The organism is Methylophilus sp. QUAN (assembly GCF_015354445.1).
In the GTDB taxonomy this organism is placed as follows: Bacteria; Pseudomonadota; Gammaproteobacteria; order Burkholderiales; family Methylophilaceae; genus Methylophilus.
In genome coordinates this window covers 542,859-562,061 of the sequence record NZ_JADKYT010000001.1, presented here as the reverse complement: position 1 = coordinate 562,061, position 19,203 = coordinate 542,859, and the positions used below count along the sequence as shown (strand labels likewise).

Annotated in this window: 16 protein-coding genes; 9 read left to right on the top strand and 7 right to left on the bottom strand. The window is 53.4% G+C overall.

Annotated features, from left to right (window positions below; all coding sequences use genetic code 11):
* Positions 1-38: 38 nt before the first annotated feature.
* On the bottom strand, positions 39-764 hold the full coding sequence (locus INP79_RS02710; protein WP_194752812.1) for a TIGR00730 family Rossman fold protein: 726 nt from the start codon (positions 762-764) through the stop codon (positions 39-41).
* 95 nt (positions 765-859) lie between these two features.
* Between INP79_RS02710 and polA the strand changes: the two genes are divergently transcribed.
* The 3 genes from polA (at position 860) to INP79_RS02695 (ending at position 4,256) form a co-directional block, all read left to right on the top strand.
* On the top strand, positions 860-3,625 hold the full coding sequence (gene polA, locus INP79_RS02705) for a DNA polymerase I (RefSeq protein WP_194752811.1): 2,766 nt from the start codon (positions 860-862) through the stop codon (positions 3,623-3,625).
* Between the two features lie 54 nt (positions 3,626-3,679).
* Positions 3,680-3,898: a hypothetical protein gene (locus INP79_RS02700; RefSeq protein ID WP_228519688.1), complete on the top strand. Its 219-nt coding sequence runs from the start codon at positions 3,680-3,682 to the stop codon at positions 3,896-3,898.
* 118 nt (positions 3,899-4,016) lie between these two features.
* On the top strand, positions 4,017-4,256 hold the full coding sequence (locus INP79_RS02695) for a GlsB/YeaQ/YmgE family stress response membrane protein (RefSeq protein ID WP_194752810.1): 240 nt from the start codon (positions 4,017-4,019) through the stop codon (positions 4,254-4,256).
* Between the two features lie 36 nt (positions 4,257-4,292).
* On the opposite strand, the gene INP79_RS02690 is transcribed toward INP79_RS02695, so the two are convergent.
* Positions 4,293-5,900 (bottom strand): diguanylate cyclase domain-containing protein, encoded by a 1,608-nt coding sequence (locus tag INP79_RS02690; RefSeq protein WP_228519687.1) that lies wholly within the window; start codon positions 5,898-5,900, stop codon positions 4,293-4,295.
* Positions 5,901-6,147: 247 nt separating this feature from the next.
* On the opposite strand from INP79_RS02690, the gene INP79_RS02685 reads away from it, so the two are divergent.
* Together INP79_RS02685 and INP79_RS02680 are read left to right on the top strand one after the other, a co-directional pair.
* A complete protein-coding gene (locus tag INP79_RS02685) occupies positions 6,148-6,888 on the top strand; it encodes a molybdopterin-binding protein (RefSeq protein WP_194753822.1) in 741 nt (246 codons plus the stop codon).
* 5 nt (positions 6,889-6,893) lie between these two features.
* Complete coding sequence (locus tag INP79_RS02680; protein ID WP_194752809.1) at positions 6,894-7,172, top strand: YkgJ family cysteine cluster protein; 279 nt, start codon at positions 6,894-6,896, stop codon at positions 7,170-7,172.
* Here INP79_RS02680 and lgt read toward each other — a convergent pair.
* The 5 genes from lgt to INP79_RS02655 form a co-directional block, all read right to left on the bottom strand.
* Complete coding sequence (lgt, locus tag INP79_RS02675) at positions 7,169-7,960, bottom strand: prolipoprotein diacylglyceryl transferase (RefSeq protein ID WP_194752808.1); 792 nt, start codon at positions 7,958-7,960, stop codon at positions 7,169-7,171. The genes INP79_RS02680 and lgt overlap by 4 nt on opposite strands.
* 49 nt (positions 7,961-8,009) lie before the next feature.
* Positions 8,010-9,275 carry an MFS transporter gene (locus INP79_RS02670; protein WP_194752807.1) on the bottom strand — a complete coding sequence of 422 codons (1,266 nt, stop codon included), beginning with the start codon at positions 9,273-9,275 and terminating at the stop codon, positions 8,010-8,012.
* A 116-nt stretch (positions 9,276-9,391) separates the two neighbouring features.
* Positions 9,392-10,855, bottom strand: a complete 1,464-nt coding sequence (locus INP79_RS02665) for an efflux transporter outer membrane subunit (RefSeq protein WP_370583212.1) — start codon at positions 10,853-10,855, stop codon at positions 9,392-9,394.
* Entirely contained in the window at positions 10,852-13,986 is a 3,135-nt protein-coding gene (locus INP79_RS02660) for an efflux RND transporter permease subunit (protein ID WP_194752806.1), read from the bottom strand. The genes INP79_RS02665 and INP79_RS02660 overlap by 4 nt, the downstream gene beginning before the upstream one ends.
* Positions 13,987-14,060: 74 nt before the next feature.
* Complete coding sequence (locus INP79_RS02655; RefSeq protein ID WP_194752805.1) at positions 14,061-15,248, bottom strand: efflux RND transporter periplasmic adaptor subunit; 1,188 nt, start codon at positions 15,246-15,248, stop codon at positions 14,061-14,063.
* A 194-nt stretch (positions 15,249-15,442) separates the two neighbouring features.
* Between INP79_RS02655 and INP79_RS02650 the strand changes: the two genes are divergently transcribed.
* The 4 genes from INP79_RS02650 (at position 15,443) to purH (ending at position 19,116) form a co-directional block, all read left to right on the top strand.
* Positions 15,443-16,069, top strand: a complete 627-nt coding sequence (locus INP79_RS02650; RefSeq protein WP_194752804.1) for a TetR family transcriptional regulator — start codon at positions 15,443-15,445, stop codon at positions 16,067-16,069.
* 86 nt (positions 16,070-16,155) lie between these two features.
* Entirely contained in the window at positions 16,156-17,199 is a 1,044-nt protein-coding gene (gene dusB / locus INP79_RS02645) for a tRNA dihydrouridine synthase DusB (RefSeq protein WP_194752803.1), read from the top strand.
* A complete protein-coding gene (locus tag INP79_RS02640; protein WP_194740384.1) occupies positions 17,199-17,435 on the top strand; it encodes a helix-turn-helix domain-containing protein in 237 nt (78 codons plus the stop codon). Before dusB ends, INP79_RS02640 begins: the two co-directional genes overlap by 1 nt.
* Positions 17,436-17,511: 76 nt before the next feature.
* Entirely contained in the window at positions 17,512-19,116 is a 1,605-nt protein-coding gene (gene purH / locus INP79_RS02635) for a bifunctional phosphoribosylaminoimidazolecarboxamide formyltransferase/IMP cyclohydrolase (protein WP_194752802.1), read from the top strand.
* The last annotated feature ends 87 nt before the right edge of the window (positions 19,117-19,203 follow it).

The window sequence follows — 19,203 nt, the reverse complement described above, 5'->3', positions numbered from 1 at the left end:
CGCCCGACACACTGCGCCGGGCACGCCAAACCACACAATTACAGATAGAGCTGCATCTTGCGCTCGGCCGGGGTAAGCTCAAAGCCGGTAGTTTCATAATGCTTGAAGATCGCATCCACAATCTGTTGCGGCTCATCAATAATCTGGATCAGGTCCATATCCTCAGGCGAAGCCATGCCTTCTGCCACCAGTGTATTGCGTAACCAGTCGAGCAATCCGGCCCAGAACTGGCTACCAACCAGGATAATCGGGATCTTGCGGCTCTTGCCTGTTTGCACCAGCGTAATCGCTTCCATCACCTCATCCAGCGTGCCAAAGCCACCCGGCATCACCACGAACGCGCTGGCATATTTAACAAACATGACCTTGCGCATAAAAAAGTATTTAAAGCTGATGCCGATGTCCTGGTAAGGATTGCCATGCTGCTCAAACGGCAGTTTGATATTGAGGCCGACGCTGGCACCACGGCCAGGGAATGCGCCTTTGTTGGCCGCCTCCATAATGCCGGGACCGCCACCGGAAATGACGCTGAACCCGGAATCAGACAATAAGCGCGCAATTTCTTCGGTGAGCAGGTAATAAGGATGGTCGGGCTTGGTACGCGCACTGCCAAAAATAGACACCGCCGGCATAATGGCTTTGAGGTTTTCGGTGGCGCCGACAAACTCGGCCATGATCTCAAACGCTCGCCAGGATTCATGAGTGACATCATCGCCATCCAACAATTCAGGCTCTACCATGCTTGGTAGCTTTCTGCTATTCATACATCTATCTTTCAAATGACACAGCAAATTAGTGTACATGAAGTCGCTTTGAAATGCGTAAAATACGCCATTGATTTGATTCACGAGAACGCACAATGAAAACCTTGCTTCTGGTCGACGGTTCCAGTTACCTTTATCGCGCCTTTCACGCCATGCCGGATTTGCGCAATTCGGCCAATGAGCCGGTCGGCGCGATTCAGGGCGTGCTCAACATGCTGCGCCGTCTGCACAAAGACTACCCGTCCGACTACAGCGCCTGTGTGTTTGATGCCAAGGGCAAAACCTTCCGTGACGATTTGTACCCTGAATACAAGGCCAACCGCGCCAGCATGCCGGACGACCTGCGTGCGCAAATCGAGCCGCTGTATGAAACCATACGCGCCATGGGCTGGCCACTGATTATTGAAGAAGGCGTAGAAGCCGATGATGTCATTGGCGCATTGGCCAAGCAAGCCGAAAAAGAAGGCATCAGAACTATTATCTCCACCGGCGACAAAGACATCACACAGTTGGTGAACGAGCATATCACCGTGGTGAATACCATGCGCGATGCCTTCCGCAAAACCGATGATGTGCTGGATATCACTGGCGTAGAAAACAAGTTTGGCATTCCGCCCAGCAAAATTATTGATTACCTGATCCTGGTCGGCGACACCGCAGACAACGTCCCCGGCGTAGAAAAAGTGGGGCCGAAAACTGCGGTCAAATGGCTGACCGAATATGGCACGCTGGATAACATTATTGCCAATGCTGACAATATCAAAGGCGTGGTTGGCGAAAACCTGCGCAAGGCCCTGCCCTGGCTGCCAACGGCACGCGAACTGATTACCATTCGCTGTGATATTGGCCTGTGTGAAAGTTTTGACCAACTGACGGCACAAACACCTGATAAAGAAAAACTACTGGCTCTGTTCGACCACTTTGAGTTTCGTAGTTGGAAGCGTGAACTGGACAAACTACCAGATGGTGCAACGGCGCCTGTGGTTGAAAATCCGGCCGCGCCTAGCGTCGAGTCACTCAGTGCGACACCCTCAACGACGTATACCGCAGACACGCGCCGCCAGTACCAGACGATTCTCAATGACGCTGACCTGGATAGCTGGATCGCCAAACTGCAACACGCCGAACTGATCTGTTTTGACACCGAAACCACCTCTCTCGATGCCATGCAAGCAAAAATTGTCGGCGTGTCGTTTAGTGTGACGCCGGGCGAAGCCGCTTACGTGCCACTCACGCACGATTATTTTGATGCGCCCGAGCAACTGCCTTTGCAAGCCACGTTACACAAATTGCAGCCCATCCTGGAAAATCCTGCGATTAAAAAAGTCGGCCAGAACCTGAAATACGACATGCATGTGTTGGCCAATCATGGCATTCATTTGCAAGGCGTGGCGCATGACACTTTGCTGGAGTCTTATGTGTTCGAGAGCCACAAAGGCCATGGCATGGATGAACTCAGCGAGCGCCATTTAGGCATCACGCCTATCAGCTATGAAACGGTGGCTGGCAAAGGTGCCAAACAAGTCGGCTTTAGCCAGGTGACAGTGGAGCAAGCAGCAGAATATGCCGCCGAGGATGCGGACATTACACTGCAACTACACCAGGCTTTATATCCACAAGTCAAAGCCTCTGACAAACTCAATTTCATTTATGAAAAGATCGAATTACCCAGCATGCTGGTGCTGCAACGCATGGAGCGTAATGGTGTGCTCATTGACAGCCATATGCTTAACCGCCAGAGCAATGAAATCGGCCTGCGCCTGATGGAGATTGAAAAACAGGCATTCGAGCTGGCCGGGCAACCGTTCAACCTCGGCAGCCCTAAGCAACTGCAAGAGATTCTGTTTGGCAAACTCGGTATCAAGCCATTGAAAAAAACGCCTTCCGGTGCGCCATCGACCGACGAAGATGTATTGCAGGAGCTCGCGCTGGATTACCCCTTGCCAAAAGTGATTCTTGAGCACAGAAGCCTGGCCAAACTGAAGTCGACCTACACTGACAAACTGCCAAAAATGATTAATACGCAAACCGGGCGCGTGCACACCAATTACAACCAGGCCGTGGCCATCACCGGCCGCCTGGCGAGCTCTGACCCCAACCTGCAAAACATCCCCGTACGCACGGCCGAAGGCCGCCGCATCCGCGAAGCCTTTATCGCGCCGCCTGGTGCGCACATTGTCTCTGCTGACTACTCGCAAATTGAATTACGTATCATGGCGCACCTGTCACAAGATGCTGGCATGCTGAGCGCGTTTGCCAACAATGAGGACATTCACCGCGCCACTGCTGCAGAGATTTTTGGTGTTGAACGCGCCGCGGTCGACAGCGAGCAGCGCCGCTACGCCAAGGTGATTAACTTTGGCCTGATTTACGGCATGAGCGCGTTTGGCCTGGCACAAAATCTCAATATCGAACGTAGCGCCGCTGCCAATTACATCGAGCGCTATTTCGCCCGTTACCCTGGCGTACGTCAATATATGAACGACACGCGCGAGCTGGCCAAACAGCAAGGCTATGTTGAAACCATTTTTGGCCGCCGCCTGTGGGTGCCGGAGATCAACAGCGCCAATGTGCAACGCCGCAACGGCGCCGAACGTGCCGCCATTAACGCCCCCATGCAAGGCACCGCCGCCGACTTGATCAAATTGGCCATGATTGCGGTCGACCAATGGCTGACGACAGAAAAACTGCAAACCAAACTCATCATGCAGGTACACGATGAACTGGTACTGGAAGTGCCGGATGCAGAGTTAGCGCTGATCCAGGAACACCTGCCCAGGCTCATGCAAAGTGTCGCGACGCTGGATGTACCGTTGCTGGCAGAAGTGGGCAGTGGCAACAACTGGGAAAGCGCGCATTAACGTCTGGGTATGTTAAGGTAATACATCAGTGATTAACCCACAGGAGCATGTGCAATGAAGTCGTCACTCATCATCGGTATTATTTTGATAGCACTCGGCGCAGCCGGGCTGGTGTTTAAAGGTTTTAGTTACAAGAGCAAAGAGACCGTGGCTAAAATCGGCTCGCTGGAAGCCAGTGCAGAAATCACCAAAGATGTCGAGGTTCCACAGGCACTGAGCATCATTGTGCTGGCCGCTGGTGTCGCCATGGTATTGGTCGGCCTGAAAAAATAGTTTCCTCCAGCTTGGTCTTGCCAGTCATTTCTGACAGGCTTTTCCTACAAACACTGACAGATAGCCTTCCCCGTTCTGGTTAGCATACGGTTTCATCACAACAACAAGGGAGATTCACATGCTTTGGACGATTGTAGTGGGCATTATTGCAGGTTGGTTGGCCGGTTTGATTATGAAGGGTGATGGCTTTGGCCTGATCTGGGACCTGATTCTGGGCATTGCCGGGGCGGTTGTCGGCGGCTGGCTGTTTGGCCTGCTGGGCCTGAGTGCCAGCGGCGGTTTGGTCGGCAGCATTATCGTCGCCACGATTGGTGCGGTGTTCCTGATTTTTATTTCGCGCTTACTCAGAAAAGCCTAAACACATTACCCAAAGCACATTACTAAGGTGTAATCACTAAATGCTGGAAAAGACGACTTTTCCAGCATCGCCTTTTTTGGCCTGATACATGGCAGCATCTGCTTTTTCCAGCAAGGCTTCAATCTCTTCTTTCTTTTTCGGCCAGGCAAATGCCACGCCTATGCTGCAACCGACGGTCATTTCTTGCCCTGATTGCAAGCGGATTGGTTTCTGGATCGTTTCAATCAACTTGTGTGCAATCTTGCTCGCAAGCATCCTTGGGTGATCGATAAACGTGAGCAAGATTACAAACTCATCGCCACCAAACCGGCACACCATATCGTCCTCACGCAGCACTTTAGGGATGCGTTGCGAAACGGTGATCAGCACCTCATCCCCGGCGTGATGTCCCAGCGTGTCATTCACGGCTTTGAAGCCATCCAAATCCAGAAACAGTAAAATCATGCCACGGTTGGCGCTGTGCGTATGGGCACTGCTGGCGATACCGCGCATCAGGCTTAACAAACCGCGCCGATTAAACAGCCCGGTCAGCGGGTCTTCGGTGAGCAGTTTTTCCAGTGCATTTTGCTGCGTGTGAAACGCCGTCATATCCATCAAAAAGCTGATGCAAAAGTTGGACTCACTTTCAACCACGCGCGTGAGTGCAATCCTGAGCGGGATTTCATGACCGTCAGCATGAAAGCCGCTACGCTCCGCCACAATCTTTTCAGATGTATCCTGCTGCCTGCGTTTTCTGGCATAGGCATTGAGCTGTTTCCAGTCAGGAATCATTTTCGAGACTTGCGTGCCGACAATCAACTGTGCCTGGTAGCCGAACATGCCTTCAAAGGCGCGATTGACCATTTTGATCAAGCCTTTGGCATCGGTAATCACAATGGCATCGATCGCATTTTGAAAGATGACGCGCATCTGGTGTTCCTTGAACTGCAAATCACGGGCAAGCTGGCGCTGCTTGGCAAGTATATTTTGCGCAATGGCGGCGCCGATCAGGATCAAGGTGCCCAATGTCACCAGCGTCGACAAATACCAGCGATCCACCGTCGGCACCGGATGGGCAAACTCGGCGATCCCCACGAACACTGCGGCTGCCATGCCGATATAATGCATGATCGTAATGGCAGCGCCCATCACCAGCCCGCTGACCACATGGCGCCAGGCACGCAGTCGCTGCATGCGCTCACATTGCTGGCCAAACCATAATGCAAGCACCGCAAGCAGTACAGCCGCCACCACAGAAATCAGGACCCACCACGGTTTGAAGGTCATAACCGCAGTAGTGCGTATGGCCAGCATGCCGCTGTAATGCATGACCCCAATGCCAAGGCCAATAATCATGCCGCTCAACCATAAATGACTCGCCCCCTGGTCCGCGTGCGAGATCCAGCGCATGGCGGCCCAGGATGCGACAAAAGCCGGCCAGATCGAGAGCAACGTGATGAGCGGGTCATACTTCACAGTCACGCACAGCTCAAATGCCAGCATGCCCAGGAAGTGCATGCTCCAGACGGCCGCGCCTAATGCAATGGCGCCACTCAGTAGCGCAAACTTCTGATCTCTTCTTAACTGAAATTGTTGGGCCAGGTCAGCCAGGTACATGGCCAGGATAGAGGCCATTGCGGCAATCAAATACGACAATACAACCATCCCGCCCTCGTAACGGGAGACGAGGATGGAACCTGCTGGACTCACAAGATCAAACAAAAAGTTTGTCAATTGCTGGTATCCAATCACGCATGGTGACGTTCAGGGTGTGGCGTGCGTTGCACTACTCACAACTGGCGCTGAGTGAATTTTGTTGTGCATGCATCACAGCAAAACAAATTTAAAAGCGCTCACTGGTATTATGATGACCTTGAAAAACACTTTCAAAACACATTTACGCAAATTAACCATGAACCAGTTTGGCATTTATATCATTGGCGACGAAATCCTGTCTGGCAAACGTCAGGATGCCCACCTGAGCAAAGTGATTTCGCTGCTGTCAGCCCGCGGTTTGCAACTGAGTTGGGCGCATTTTATTGGTGATATTCCCGAGCAGATTACCGGCCACCTCAAAGCCAGTATGGATCGCGGCGATGTCGTGTTTAGTTTTGGCGGCATAGGCGCCACGCCAGATGACCACACACGGCAATGTGCCGCGGCAGCAGCGGGAGTGCCAATTGAACGTCATGCCGGAGCGGTCGCGAATATTGAAGCGCGCTATGGCGAAAGTGCTTATCCCAAGCGCGTATTGATGGCTGACTTTCCCCAGGGCTGTGACCTGATTCCCAACCCGGTCAACCAGGTTGCCGGGTTTAGCATGCATGAGCATTATTTTGTGCCCGGCTTTCCAGAAATGGCACACCCCATGATTGAGTGGGTACTGGATACCTACTACAGCCACCTGTTTCATACCGCAGACTATCTGGAACAGGCCATTGTGGTCACCGAAGCTGGTGAAAGTGACCTTATTGATTTAATGAATCATATGCTGAGCCACTACCCCATGCTGAAACTGTTCAGCTTGCCACGCACCAATCAACGCAGGACGACCGAAGTGGGCATGAAAGGCCAGAGTGCGCTGGTCAAACAGGCCATGCAGGATTTAAAAGCCGGGGTATCGGCCCTCGGTTACCCTTGGGCAGATGTATAAACGCGATGGATTGCCGTCCGCAATGTGGTGCTTGTTGTATTGCACCTTCGATTACCAGCGCCATTCCGGGCATGCCGGAGGGTAAGCCCGCCGGGGTTGCTTGTATTCAATTAGACGAGTTACTCAGGTGCAAACTGTTTGGCAAACCCGAGCGGCCGGACTTTTGTGGCGGCTTGCAGCCTAGCCTGGAGATGTGCGGCGATGCGCAACAACCGCGTGAATATGCCATACACTGGCTGAATGCACTAGAATTAGCGACCCAGCCAGATACGCCTGGCCATTAGGGCTTACGGTAGGCCCAGCGCATCATGCCCAGCCCGACCAGGATCATAGGCACACACAACCACTGCCCCATACTCAAACCCAGCGACAACAGGCCTAAAAAGCTATCCGGCTCACGGGTAAACTCGACAATAAAACGGAAACTGCCATAACACAGCAGGAACATCGCCGAGATGGCGCCTATCGGGCGCTTTTTACCCGCGAATGTCCATAACACCAGGAACAACACAATGCCTTCCAGTGCAAATTCATACAATTGCGACGGATGACGCGCCACCTGATCGACTGCCGGGAAAATCATGCCCCAATCGGCGTTGGTCGGGCGGCCCCACAACTCGGCATTGATAAAATTACCCAGGCGGCCTGCACCCAAGCCAATCGGCACTAGGGGCGCCACAAAATCCATCAGTTGCAACCAAATCACGCCACGTTTGCGCGCAAACAGCGCCATGGCCACCATCACACCAATAAAGCCGCCGTGGAACGACATGCCGCCCTGCCACAAGGCAAAAATTTCCAGCGGATGTTGCAGAAAATAAGCCGGTTGGTAAAACAGCACATAGCCCAAACGACCACCAAACACCACGCCCAGCGCAATATAAAACAGCATATCGTCCGGGTCGCGTTCCTGCCAGGGGGAGGCCGGATCCAGTTTGCGCAAGCGCTTGACCTGGTATTGCCCCAGCCACAAGCCGCCAAAAAAGCCGACCAGGTACATCAGGCCATACCAATGGATGCCGAAACTGCCGATTTGCAATGCGATGGGGTTAAATCCCGGATGGGTAAACATGCCTAATCACCGTGAAGAAAACTGCATTATACCTGCTGCGCGAGATGCGTCAGTCATACTGCGCCGCACTGGCTGGCATTTTCCAGACAGCCAGTACACTCACCAACGCCATCAGTGACATATAGCCACCCACCCAGGCCAGTCCGCCCTGCCGTACTAGAAACTGCGCAACCGCAGGCGCAAACGACGCGCCTAAAATGCCGCCAAACTGGTAACTCAGCCCTGCGCCGGTATAACGCACAGCCACCGGAAACTGTGCCGGTAAAAACGCCCCCATAGGGGCAAATGTGATGCCCATCAAAAACAGCGCAAGAAATAAAAAGAGTGCGATCAGCCATAATTGACCACTACCGATGAGTGGTGCCAGCATGAATCCCAGTAACAAGGCCAGGATTTGACCGGTCATTAACACTGGCCGGCTACCGTAACGATCTGCCAGCGCTGCCGCGAACGGTGTCGCCAACGCCATGCCGATAACCGCAATACACAACATGGCCAGGAACTGTGGTCGTGCGATGTGCAGGGTTTGCGTGCCATAGCTCAGGCAAAACACTGTGGCAGTATAAAACAGGTGATAGCACACGCCCATGGCGAGGGCGCCCAGTAAAATCGCGCGGCCATGCTGACACAGGACCGCTTTCAGCGGCCAGCGATGCAAATGCTGTTGCGAGCGCGCTTGCGAAAAAGCCGGTGTTTCTGCCAGCTTGAACCTGACGTACAAGCCGACCATGACCAGGGCCGCACTGATAACAAACGGCACCCGCCAACCCCACAACGCAAACTGTGCCTCGCTCAGGCCCAGGCTCAAGCCCAGGAATGTCAGTGTCGCCAGTAAAAATCCGATGGATGGCCCGAGTTGTGGAAACATGCCGTACCAGCCACGCTTGTTGGCAGGCGCATATTCGGTCGCCAGCAAGGCCGCACCGGCCCACTCGCCCCCCAGGCCGATGCCTTGGCCAAACCGTAACAGGCACAACAATAGCGGCGCCCAGCTGCCCCAACTAGCATAGCCAGGTAACAACCCAATCAGGAAGGTAGACGCGCCCATCACCAACAATGAGGCCGCCAGCGTCGACTTGCGGCCAATGCGGTCGCCAAAATGGCCAAACAGCAATGCGCCCAAGGGCCGCGCAATAAACGCCAGGCCAAAGGTGAGCAACGCATTCAGGGATTGCATGGCCGGATCACTGGCCGGGAAAAATACCTGCCCGATCACCAGCGCAGCGGCCATGGCGTAAATGTAAAAATCGTAGAACTCGATGGCGGTGCCAATGAAGCTGGCAAAGGCGATATGTTTCAGGGAGGGTGTGGTCATGCCCGCATCTTACATGCACACCGTTTAAAAGTGCTACCTACGGTTGTTACGCCAATAAAAAAACCGGGGCAACGACTCCTCGTTACCCCGGCTAGCTCACACTCACATGCAAAGAATTACTTTTTAGCTTGTGCCTCAGCCGCAACGCTTTCCGGCTTCCAGCCACCGCCGAGTGCCTTGAACAAATCAACCGATGCGGTCAATGTATTCTGGCGGCTCTGAACCACGGCTTGTGTGGCTTCATTATGGTTACGCTGCGCATCCAGCACTTCCAGGTAGCTGGTATAGCCTGCCTCGTAGCGGTTTTTCGCCACGCGCAGAATATTGCCAGTGGTTTTCTCCTTGGACACGGCCAGGGCTTCTTGCTCACGGTATTGTTGCGCATTCACCAGCGCATCGCTGACTTCGGTAAACGCGGTTTGCAAGGTATTCTGGTAAGTTGCCAGCACTTGTTTTTGCTGCGCTGTCGCCTGATCCAGACGTGCATTCAGGCGGCCGCCGTTGAAAATCGGCATGCTGATATCCAAACCAAGTGACCAGACGCGTGCAGGCGATTTCAGCAGGTTATTCAGCGCAATACTCTCGCCACCATAAGTGGTAGAAAGCGAGATACTTGGGTAAAACGCCGCGCGTGCTACCGCAATATTGGCATTGGCTGACACCATATCCTGCTCTGCCTGGCGCACATCCGGCCGGGCTTCCATCAGGGCAGATGGCAAGCCAGTTGGCGCGACTGGTGGGGTTGGCATGGCCATCAGGTCACCGGCAGCGATTTTCAAGCCCAGGTCATTGGTCAGCAAACCGATCTGATGCTCACTCAAAGCGCGCAAGCGCTTCAATTCCAGCGTCTGCGTTTGCAGGGTAGTCACCACCAGCTCTGCCTGGTGTGCGTCCAGAATGGTAGACACGCCACCTTCCACCCGGCGTTTGGCCAGGTCCAGGCTATCCTGTGCAGTTTTCAGGTTTTGCGTATTGACCAGCAATTGCGCATCCAGGCTGCGTATCATCAGGTAATGATTGGCCACCAGGCTGGACAATGACCAGGTCACGGCCTCTTTGGCATAACGCGTTGCCAGCAGCTGCGCACGCGCCGCTTCATTGGCACGGCGCAGTTTGCCCCACAGATCCAGCTCATAACTACCGTTCAAACCCACTTTATAGGTTTTACGCGGGTTGTTACCAAACACCGGGAACACACCGGACTCGGTGACGCGGTTACGTAAACCGGAACCGGTTGCGGTCACGGTCGGCAACAGGTTGGCACCGATTTCACGCATTTGCGCATCAGCCTCTTCAATCCGTGCCACAGCCAGTTGCACATTATTGTTTTTGGCCAGTGCGGACTCTACCAGCTGGTTTAGCTGCGTGTCATTAAACAATGTCCACCATTGCTGCAAGGCTAATTGCTGCTCTGCGCTGAGCGCGTTGGCACCCGCAGCGCCATATTCGGCTGGCAACTGTGGGGCAGGACGTGAATACAAATCACCCAGCATCTGGCAACCCGTCATGGACAAGGTCAGCAAGCCCAGCAGCAGTGACTGCTGTAATGGTTTTAATGCAAACTTCATTGTCGGTTTCATACCGATTCCTCTTCTACAATATGCCCATGGTGACGCACTTTTTTCTCATTGGTCAGCCAGGTAAAGAACAACGGGATAAAGATGGTGGCAATAAACGTTGCCAGCAACATACCGCCGAACACGCCGGTACCCATGGACTGGCGCGCTGCCGCACCGGCCCCGGTAGCGAATACCAGTGGGATGATCCCCAGTACAAACGCCATTGACGTCATCACAATCGGTCTGAAGCGCAAGCGCGCTGCTTCCAGTGCGGCTTCAGCCAACGGCATGCCTTCTTCCATTTTCTGTGAAGCAAATTCCACGATCAAAATCGCGTTCTTCGCCGCCAGGCCAATCAGCGTAATCAAGCCGATCTGGAAGTAAATGTCATTGTTCATGCCGCGTGTCAGTACCGCAATCAAGGCACCGGTCATGGCAAACGGAATCGCCATAATCACTGCCAGTGGCAACGCCCAGGTTTCAAACTGTGCCGCCAGAATCAGGAACACCATAATGGTGGCGAAGCCAAATGCCACCAATGCAGCGGAACCGGTACGCTTTTCCTGGTAAGCCTGGCCAGTCCAGGCAATCTGGTAACCATCAGGCATGTTTTCCTTGGCAATTTTTTCCACCAGTTTAATCGCGTCACCGGAGCTCACGCCTGGCGCACCACTACCAAATACCTTGGCAGACAACAGGCCGTTATAACGCTCCAGTTGCTCGGCACCAACGATATTGCTGACTTTAGCCAGCGCAGACATCGGGATCATATTGCCATCCGGATTGTCGGCTGTTGGCTGGCTGCGCACATACACTTTACCCAGGTCTTCAGGTTTCATGCGGTACTCGGCCTCAGCCTGCAACTGCACACGATAGGTACGGCCGCTACGGTTAAAGTCATTTACATACAGTGAGCCCATGGTGCTTTGCAGCGTGGCATAAATGTCTGAAATCTTGACATTCTGTGACAGCGCCTTGGCTTCATCCACCTCGATAAACAACTGAGGCACAGTGGGACGGAAGAAGCTGTTAATCCCGGTCAGCTGCTGGTTTGCACGCATGGCATCCATGAAGTTATTCATGACCTGCGCTAACTTGATCGGATCGGTATCGCCCTGGCTTTGTACATACACCTCAAAACCACCGGCAGAGCCCAGGCCACGAATCGCTGGCGGGTTCACTGCAAAGCTCAAGCCGTCTGGCTGGCTCATGCCGATGCCAATCAACTTGCCCACCATCTGGTCAGCATTAGTGGTCCGTTTGTCCCAGTCTGTCATACGCACAAACATGGTCGCTGCATTGGTTTTGTTGGCGCCGGTCAGCAACTCAAAGCCGTTCACCGCAAACTCATGCGCAGTGGCCGGATCTTTGGCAATCGCTGCACGGATGTTTTCCGTCGTCTGTGAGGTACGCTTCAAGGTAGCGCCATCTGGCATCACCACGATACTGATCACATAGCCCTGGTCTTCTGGCGGCACAAAGCCACCCGGTACAGTACGGAACAGGAAGATCATCACGATCAACATGCCACCAAATACCACAGCACCAATGATTTTATGATGCAGCGTCAGGTTCACCGTGCCGGTATACAGCTTGGTTAAACGGTCAAAGCCCTGGTTGAATTTTCTGAAAAAGGCATTCTCATGATGGCCATTTTTCAAAATCATCGCGCACAGTGCAGGTGTCAGCGTCAGCGCCACCACCCCTGAAATCACCACAGAAATCGCCACGGTCACCGCAAACTGACGGTACAACTCACCGGCAATACCGCCCTGGAAAGCCACGGGCACGAACACCGCACACAGTACCAGCACAATCGCCACCACGGCCGCCTGCACCTGGGCGATAGACTTAATCGCCGCATGCAATGGATTGAGGTTTTCCTCCTTCATCAGGCGCTCGGTGTTTTCGAGCACCACAATCGCATCATCCACCACGATACCAATCGCCAGAATCATGGCAAACAGCGTCAGCAGGTTGATGGAGAAGCCAAACAGATACAAGCCGGCAAAGGTACCGATAATCGAAATTGGCACCGCAATCATCGGGATCAGGGTCGCGCGCCAGCTTTGCAGGAACAGGAACACCACCAGCACCACCAGCACCAGCGCCTCACCAAAGGTATGGAACACTTCTTTGATGGTCGCTTTCACGAAGTCACTGGTATCGTAAGGAATGTTGTAGTCCATGCCCTCTGGGAACTTGAGTTTCAACTCGTTGACTTTGGCCTTGATGGCTTCGGCAGTTTCCAGCGCATTGGCGCCACTCTGCAAGAAGATAGGCAGCGCTACACCTGGTTGTCCATTCAGCGCAGACGCCACGTTGTAGCTCTGTGCGCCCAACTCAATACGCGCCACATCTTTCAAGCGCAGCACACCGTTAGGGCCTTGCGCACGCACAATAATGTTGCCGAACTCTTCCGGATCAATCAGACGGCCTTTTGCTGTCACGGTAAATGACAGTTGCTGGCTGGCTGGCGCGGGTTCTGCACCAATCTTACCGGCGGCGTATTGCGCGTTTTGTGCACTGATGGCCGCAGAAATATCGCTGGTAGACACGCCCAGTTGCGCCATACGGTCAGGACGCAACCAGATACGCATGGAGTAATCCTGACCACCAAAAATGGTGACATCACCCACGCCTTTAATGCGCTTAAACTCATCCAGCACATTCAAGGTGGCGTAGTTACTCAGGAACAGACGGTCATGTTCTTTTTTGCTGGAGATCAGCATCACCACCAGCAGGATGTCGTTGGAACGTTTTTGCACCACGACGCCTGTCCGGCGTACATCTTCCGGCAAACGTGGCAAGGCAATATTCACGCGGTTGCTGACGTTAAAAGTAGCCTGGTCAACATTGGTACCAATGTCAAACGTCGCCGTAATCGTCAACGTACCACTACTGTCAGAACTGGAGTTAAAGTACAGCAGGTTTTCCACGCCGCTTAACTGCTCCTCAATCGGGGCAGCCACGGTTTTGGACAGGGTCTCAGCACTGGCGCCAGGGTAGCTGGCGGTGATGATCACGGTTGGCGGGGCAATTTGCGGATATTGCGCAATCGGCAGCTTGAATGCTGCCGCCAAACCGGACAACACGATGATGATAGACAGCACGCTGGCAAAAATCGGGCGTGTGATAAAAAATCGGGTCATATCGTTTTTCCTGAAATCGGCCTGAAACGACGTTCAGGCCGTGAATCACATAATGTAAACGTTAAGATTGCGCGTTAAGACTTGGCTTTTTCTGGTGCCTGGCCTTGTGGCGCTGCCGGGGCAGCATCTGGCGCATGGGGCGCAACCGGGGCACCTGGACGTACCTTGATCAGGTTGTCAGTAATCACCTGGTCACCGGCTTTCAAGCCCTCCAATACGCTCCAGCGCTCACCGAACCAGCCACCCACAGTGATCGGTCTGACGGCAGCCACGGTTTTGCCTTCTTTGTCCTTATCCGCCACAAACACAAACTTGCCTTGCTGGCCAGTTAATACCGCCGTTTGCGGAATCAGGAACACGCCATCACGCTTGCCTGTGGTCAGGCGTACACGTACGAACTGGCCTGGCAACAAAGCGCTGTCCGGGTTCTGAAACTCGGCACGCAACTGCTGTGTGCCCAATGCCGGGTCAATCTGGCTGGCAGAGAAGTTGATTTTGCCTGACAGTGGATACTCACTACCATCGGCCAGCACCAAACGCACATCTTGCACTTTGCCCGGACGTAAATGCCCGCCCAATGCCTGCAACTCAGACTCGGACAAGCTGAAACGTACCCAGATAGGCGACACCTGCACAATGGTGCTCAACAGTGTGCTATTGGCAGTAGCCAGCGCACCTTCAGATAAGACAAAACGGCCGCCAATACCACCTTCAGGCGCCTTGACGTGGGTATAAGACAAATTCAGTTCAGCCTCACGCAACTGCGCCTGGTATTGCAGCAAGGTAGCGGCGGCAACTGAGTTATCAGAAGCGGCATTGTCATATTCACGCTGGCTGATGGATTTGGTTTCCAGCAAGCCTTTCAAACGTTGCGCTTCACGTGCAGTTTGCTCGATGCGGGCTTTTTGCTGTGCAATCAGCGCTCTCGATTGCTCGACTTGCAGTTGGAAAGGCACCGGGTCAATCAGGAACATATCCTGACCGGCCTTCACTGTCTCGCCTTCCTGATAGAGGCGTTTGAGCACAATTCCACCCACGCGTGGACGGACTTCAATCTGTTTGGCACCTTCTGTTTGTGCAACCACTTCTGTTTGAATCGGAACCGTCTCCGCTGCCACTGCCTGTACGGTCACCGGCATGGCTGGCATGCCGCCCGCGCCCGGGTTTTGCCCTTCAGGAGATTTTCCGCAAGCGGCTAACACTGAAGCTAAAGCAAGTAAAACCAGTGTACGACGAGGTTGGATAGTCTGTGAAATCAACATGTTATCCTCAAAAAATTTTATAAATAGACTTGATTACATACATTCTTGGATGTATATTATATACAAACACGAATGTATGTAAATGGGTTTTGCAAAAAATTTGCCGAACGACTTACCAGTGGCAGCCAAGCACAACTGGTAAAATACCCGACATTCAAGAAACTTTAATGAAACCTTAAAGAGCGATAGAGACGATGGTACGTAAAACCAAAGAAGATGCCGCAATTACCCGCCAGCGCATTATTGATGCCGCGCGAGAAATGTTCCTGCAAAAAGGCGTCAGCCGCACCAGCCTGGAGCAAATTGCCACCCACGCCAGCGTCACGCGTGGCGCCGTCTATTGGCACTTTCAAAACAAGGCTGAACTGTTTCATGCCATGCGCGAAGAGGTCTACCTACCCCTGATTGACCGCATGGATGACACCCTGCTCGGCAATGCTGACGAGCCCGCCCCCGACCCGCTTGGCCGCATTCGCAAACATCTGGAAAGCACCATCCAAATCCTGGATGACGACCAGACCACGCGCGCCACTTACGAAGTCATGATGACTAAATGCGAATATGTCGATGAGTTTGCCGATGTATTGAAATCAATTTTAAGTAACTGTAGCGGACTCGTGCACAAAATGGAACAGGCCTATGCAAAAGCACAGGAAATTGGCCAGGTTGGCACCCAGCTCACCGCCGCCGAGTTAGCCCTGGATACCCACCTGTTTTTCTCCGGCCTGCTTCATATGTGGGTCAAAGATACCGAAGGCTCTTTGTTCCGCGACCGCGCCATGCAACTCATCGATGCACACATCAAGTTGCGTAAAAAATAAGCAAAAAAGCAGTTTACGCATTCCCTGATCGACGATTTGCAGTTAAAATAGTCAGTCTTTTCACTGACTTAATCCATCGCAAGCCCATGCAAATCGGATCCCATCAATTAAAAAACAACCTGGTTGTCGCCCCTATGGCAGGTGTGACCGACAGGCCTTTCCGTATGCTGTGCAAGAAGATGGGGGCCGGGCTGGCCGTGTCAGAAATGGTGACCTCCAACTCATTGTTGTACGGTAGCGAAAAAACCAAACGCCGCGCCAACCACGAAGGTGAAGTCAGCCCGATTTCGGTACAGATTGCCGGCGCAGAACCTGCCATGATGGCTGAAGCCGCCAGACACAATGTGGACAATGGTGCGCAAATCATTGATATCAACATGGGCTGTCCGGCTAAGAAGATCTGTAATGTAATGGCGGGCTCTGCCCTGCTGCGCGACGAACCATTGGTGTCACAGATTCTCAAGGCGGTGGTGAATGCGGTGGATGTGCCTGTCACGCTTAAAATCCGTACTGGCTGGGACAGGCAAAACAAAAACGCTATCCAGATTGCCAAAATGGCAGAAGATATTGGCGTACAAGCGCTGACTATTCATGGCCGTACACGTAACGACCTTTACCATGGTGACGCGGAGTACGACACCATTGCCGCGGTAAAACAGGCAATCAACATCCCATTGATCGCCAACGGCGACATTACCACCCCGGAAAAAGCCAAGTTCGTGCTCGACTACACCAAAGCCGATGCGGTGATGATTGGCCGCGCCGCACAAGGCCGCCCATGGATTTTCCGTGAAACCGAGCATTTCCTCAACACTGGCGAGCATATGCTGCCTCCCACCGTGGATGAAATTCACCAGGTCATGCTGGAGCACTTGCATGATTTATACGATTTCTACGGCGACCTCACAGGCATGCGTGTGGCACGCAAGCATATCTCCTGGTACACCAAAGGCCTGTCAGGCTCGGCCGCGTTCCGCCACAACATGAATACGCTGCAAACCATAGAATTGCAATTACAGGCCATCAATGACTTTTTTGCCGAACTCCGTGCCAAAAATGATCGCCTGGTGTATGCGGATGATGCTGACTCAGATAACGAAAACAATGGCGGCGAGGAGTTGGCAGCATAATGCAAAACGATAGTAAATTAAGCCTCGCCGTGCGCGAGTCACTGGACGACTATTTCACGCACCTGGACGGGCAACCGCCCCATGCCATTTACGATATGGTACTCAGCTGCGTCGAAAAGCCCATGCTGGAGTACGTCCTCAACAAAGTCGGCGGCAATCAAAGCAAAGCCGCAGACATGATGGGCATTAACCGCAATACCCTGAGAAAAAAGATGGCCGCCTACGGCCTGGAATAAATTACACCGGGCCTGATGGCACTTCATCATCAGGCCTTTTTCATTTTCTTTATCACGCAACTCCACTCAATTCATTATGACGATTAAACGCGCGCTTATCAGTGTTTCCGATAAAACCGGTGTGCTCGAACTGGCACAATCCCTGCACCAGCTTGGTGTAGAAATCCTTTCTACTGGCGGGACCGCCAAATTGTTCCGCGACAACCAAATTCCAGTCAAGGAAGTCAGTGACTTTACCGGCTTCCCGGAAATGCTGGACGGCCGCGTCAAAACCCTGCACCCTAAAGTGCATGGCGGCCTACTGGGCCGCCGTGATTTGCCTGAGCACGTTGCTGCCATGCAGCAATATGGCATTGAAAACATCGACCTGCTGGCGGTGAACCTGTATCCGTTTGAGGCGACCGTTGCCAAAGCCAATTGCACCTTGGAAGACGCGATTGAGAATATCGATATTGGCGGCCCGGCCATGGTGCGCTCTGCGGCTAAAAACTGGAATGATGTCGCGGTGTTGACCGACGCGGCACAATACGCCGACGTGGTGAGTGAGCTGCAAGCCAACAACGGCAGCGTATCCAAGGCGACCCGTTTCAAACTGTCAGTGGCAGCGTTTAACCGCATTGCACAGTATGATGCAGCCATCAGCAACTACCTGTCTGCGATTGACTTCGCCGAAACTGAATCTGCTGGCAAGCCAGTGCTGAGCCAGTTCCCAGGCCAAATGAACAGCAACTTTGTCAAAGTACAAGACCTGCGCTACGGTGAAAACAGCCACCAGCAAGCCGCTTTTTACCGCGACCTCTACCCTGCCCCCGGCAGCCTGGCTACCGCGCAACAACTGCAAGGCAAAGAACTCAGCTATAACAACATTGCTGACGCCGATGCGGCTTGGGAAGCAGTGAAATCCTTCACTGGCCCGGCCTGTGTGATCGTCAAACACGCCAACCCATGCGGCGTAGCGGTTGGCATCAATGCACTCGAGTCATACAGCAAGGCCTTTAAAACCGACCCGACTTCTGCCTTTGGCGGCATCATCGCTTTTAATACCACCCTGGATGGTGCCGCTGCCGAAGCCGTTTCCAAACAGTTTGTAGAAGTGTTGATTGCACCTGACTTTACGCCAGAAGCGCTGGCCATTTTCAGTGCAAAAGCCAATGTGCGCGTATTGAAGATTGCCTTGCCACAGGGCGGCAACACCGCCTGGGAGCAAGGCCGCAACGCGGTAGATTCCAAGCGTGTAGGTTCCGGCATTTTGCTGCAATCGGCCGACAACCATGAAATGCAACTGGCCGACCTCAAGGTCGTGACCAAACTGCATCCAACACCAGCACAAATGCAAGACCTGCTGTTTGCCTGGAACGTGGCTAAATACGTGAAATCCAATGCCATCGTCTTCTGTGGCAATGGCATGACCCTGGGCGTGGGCGCTGGCCAGATGAGCCGTGTCGACAGCACCAAAATCGCCGCCATCAAGGCACAAAATGCTGGCCTGAGCCTGCAAGGCTCTGTGGTCGCTTCTGATGCATTCTTCCCGTTCCGCGACGGCGTGGATGTATTAGCAGACGCCGGTGCCAGCTGTGTTATCCATCCGGGTGGCAGCATGCGCGACGAAGAGGTGATTGCGGCAGCCGACGAACGTGGCTTGGCCATGGTGGTGACAGGCATTCGTCACTTTAGACATTAATTCTATTTGCCACAGAGGGCACCGAGACCACAGAGAATATCTTTAATTATGTTTTCCTCTGTAGCCTCGGTGCCCTCTGTGGCTCAA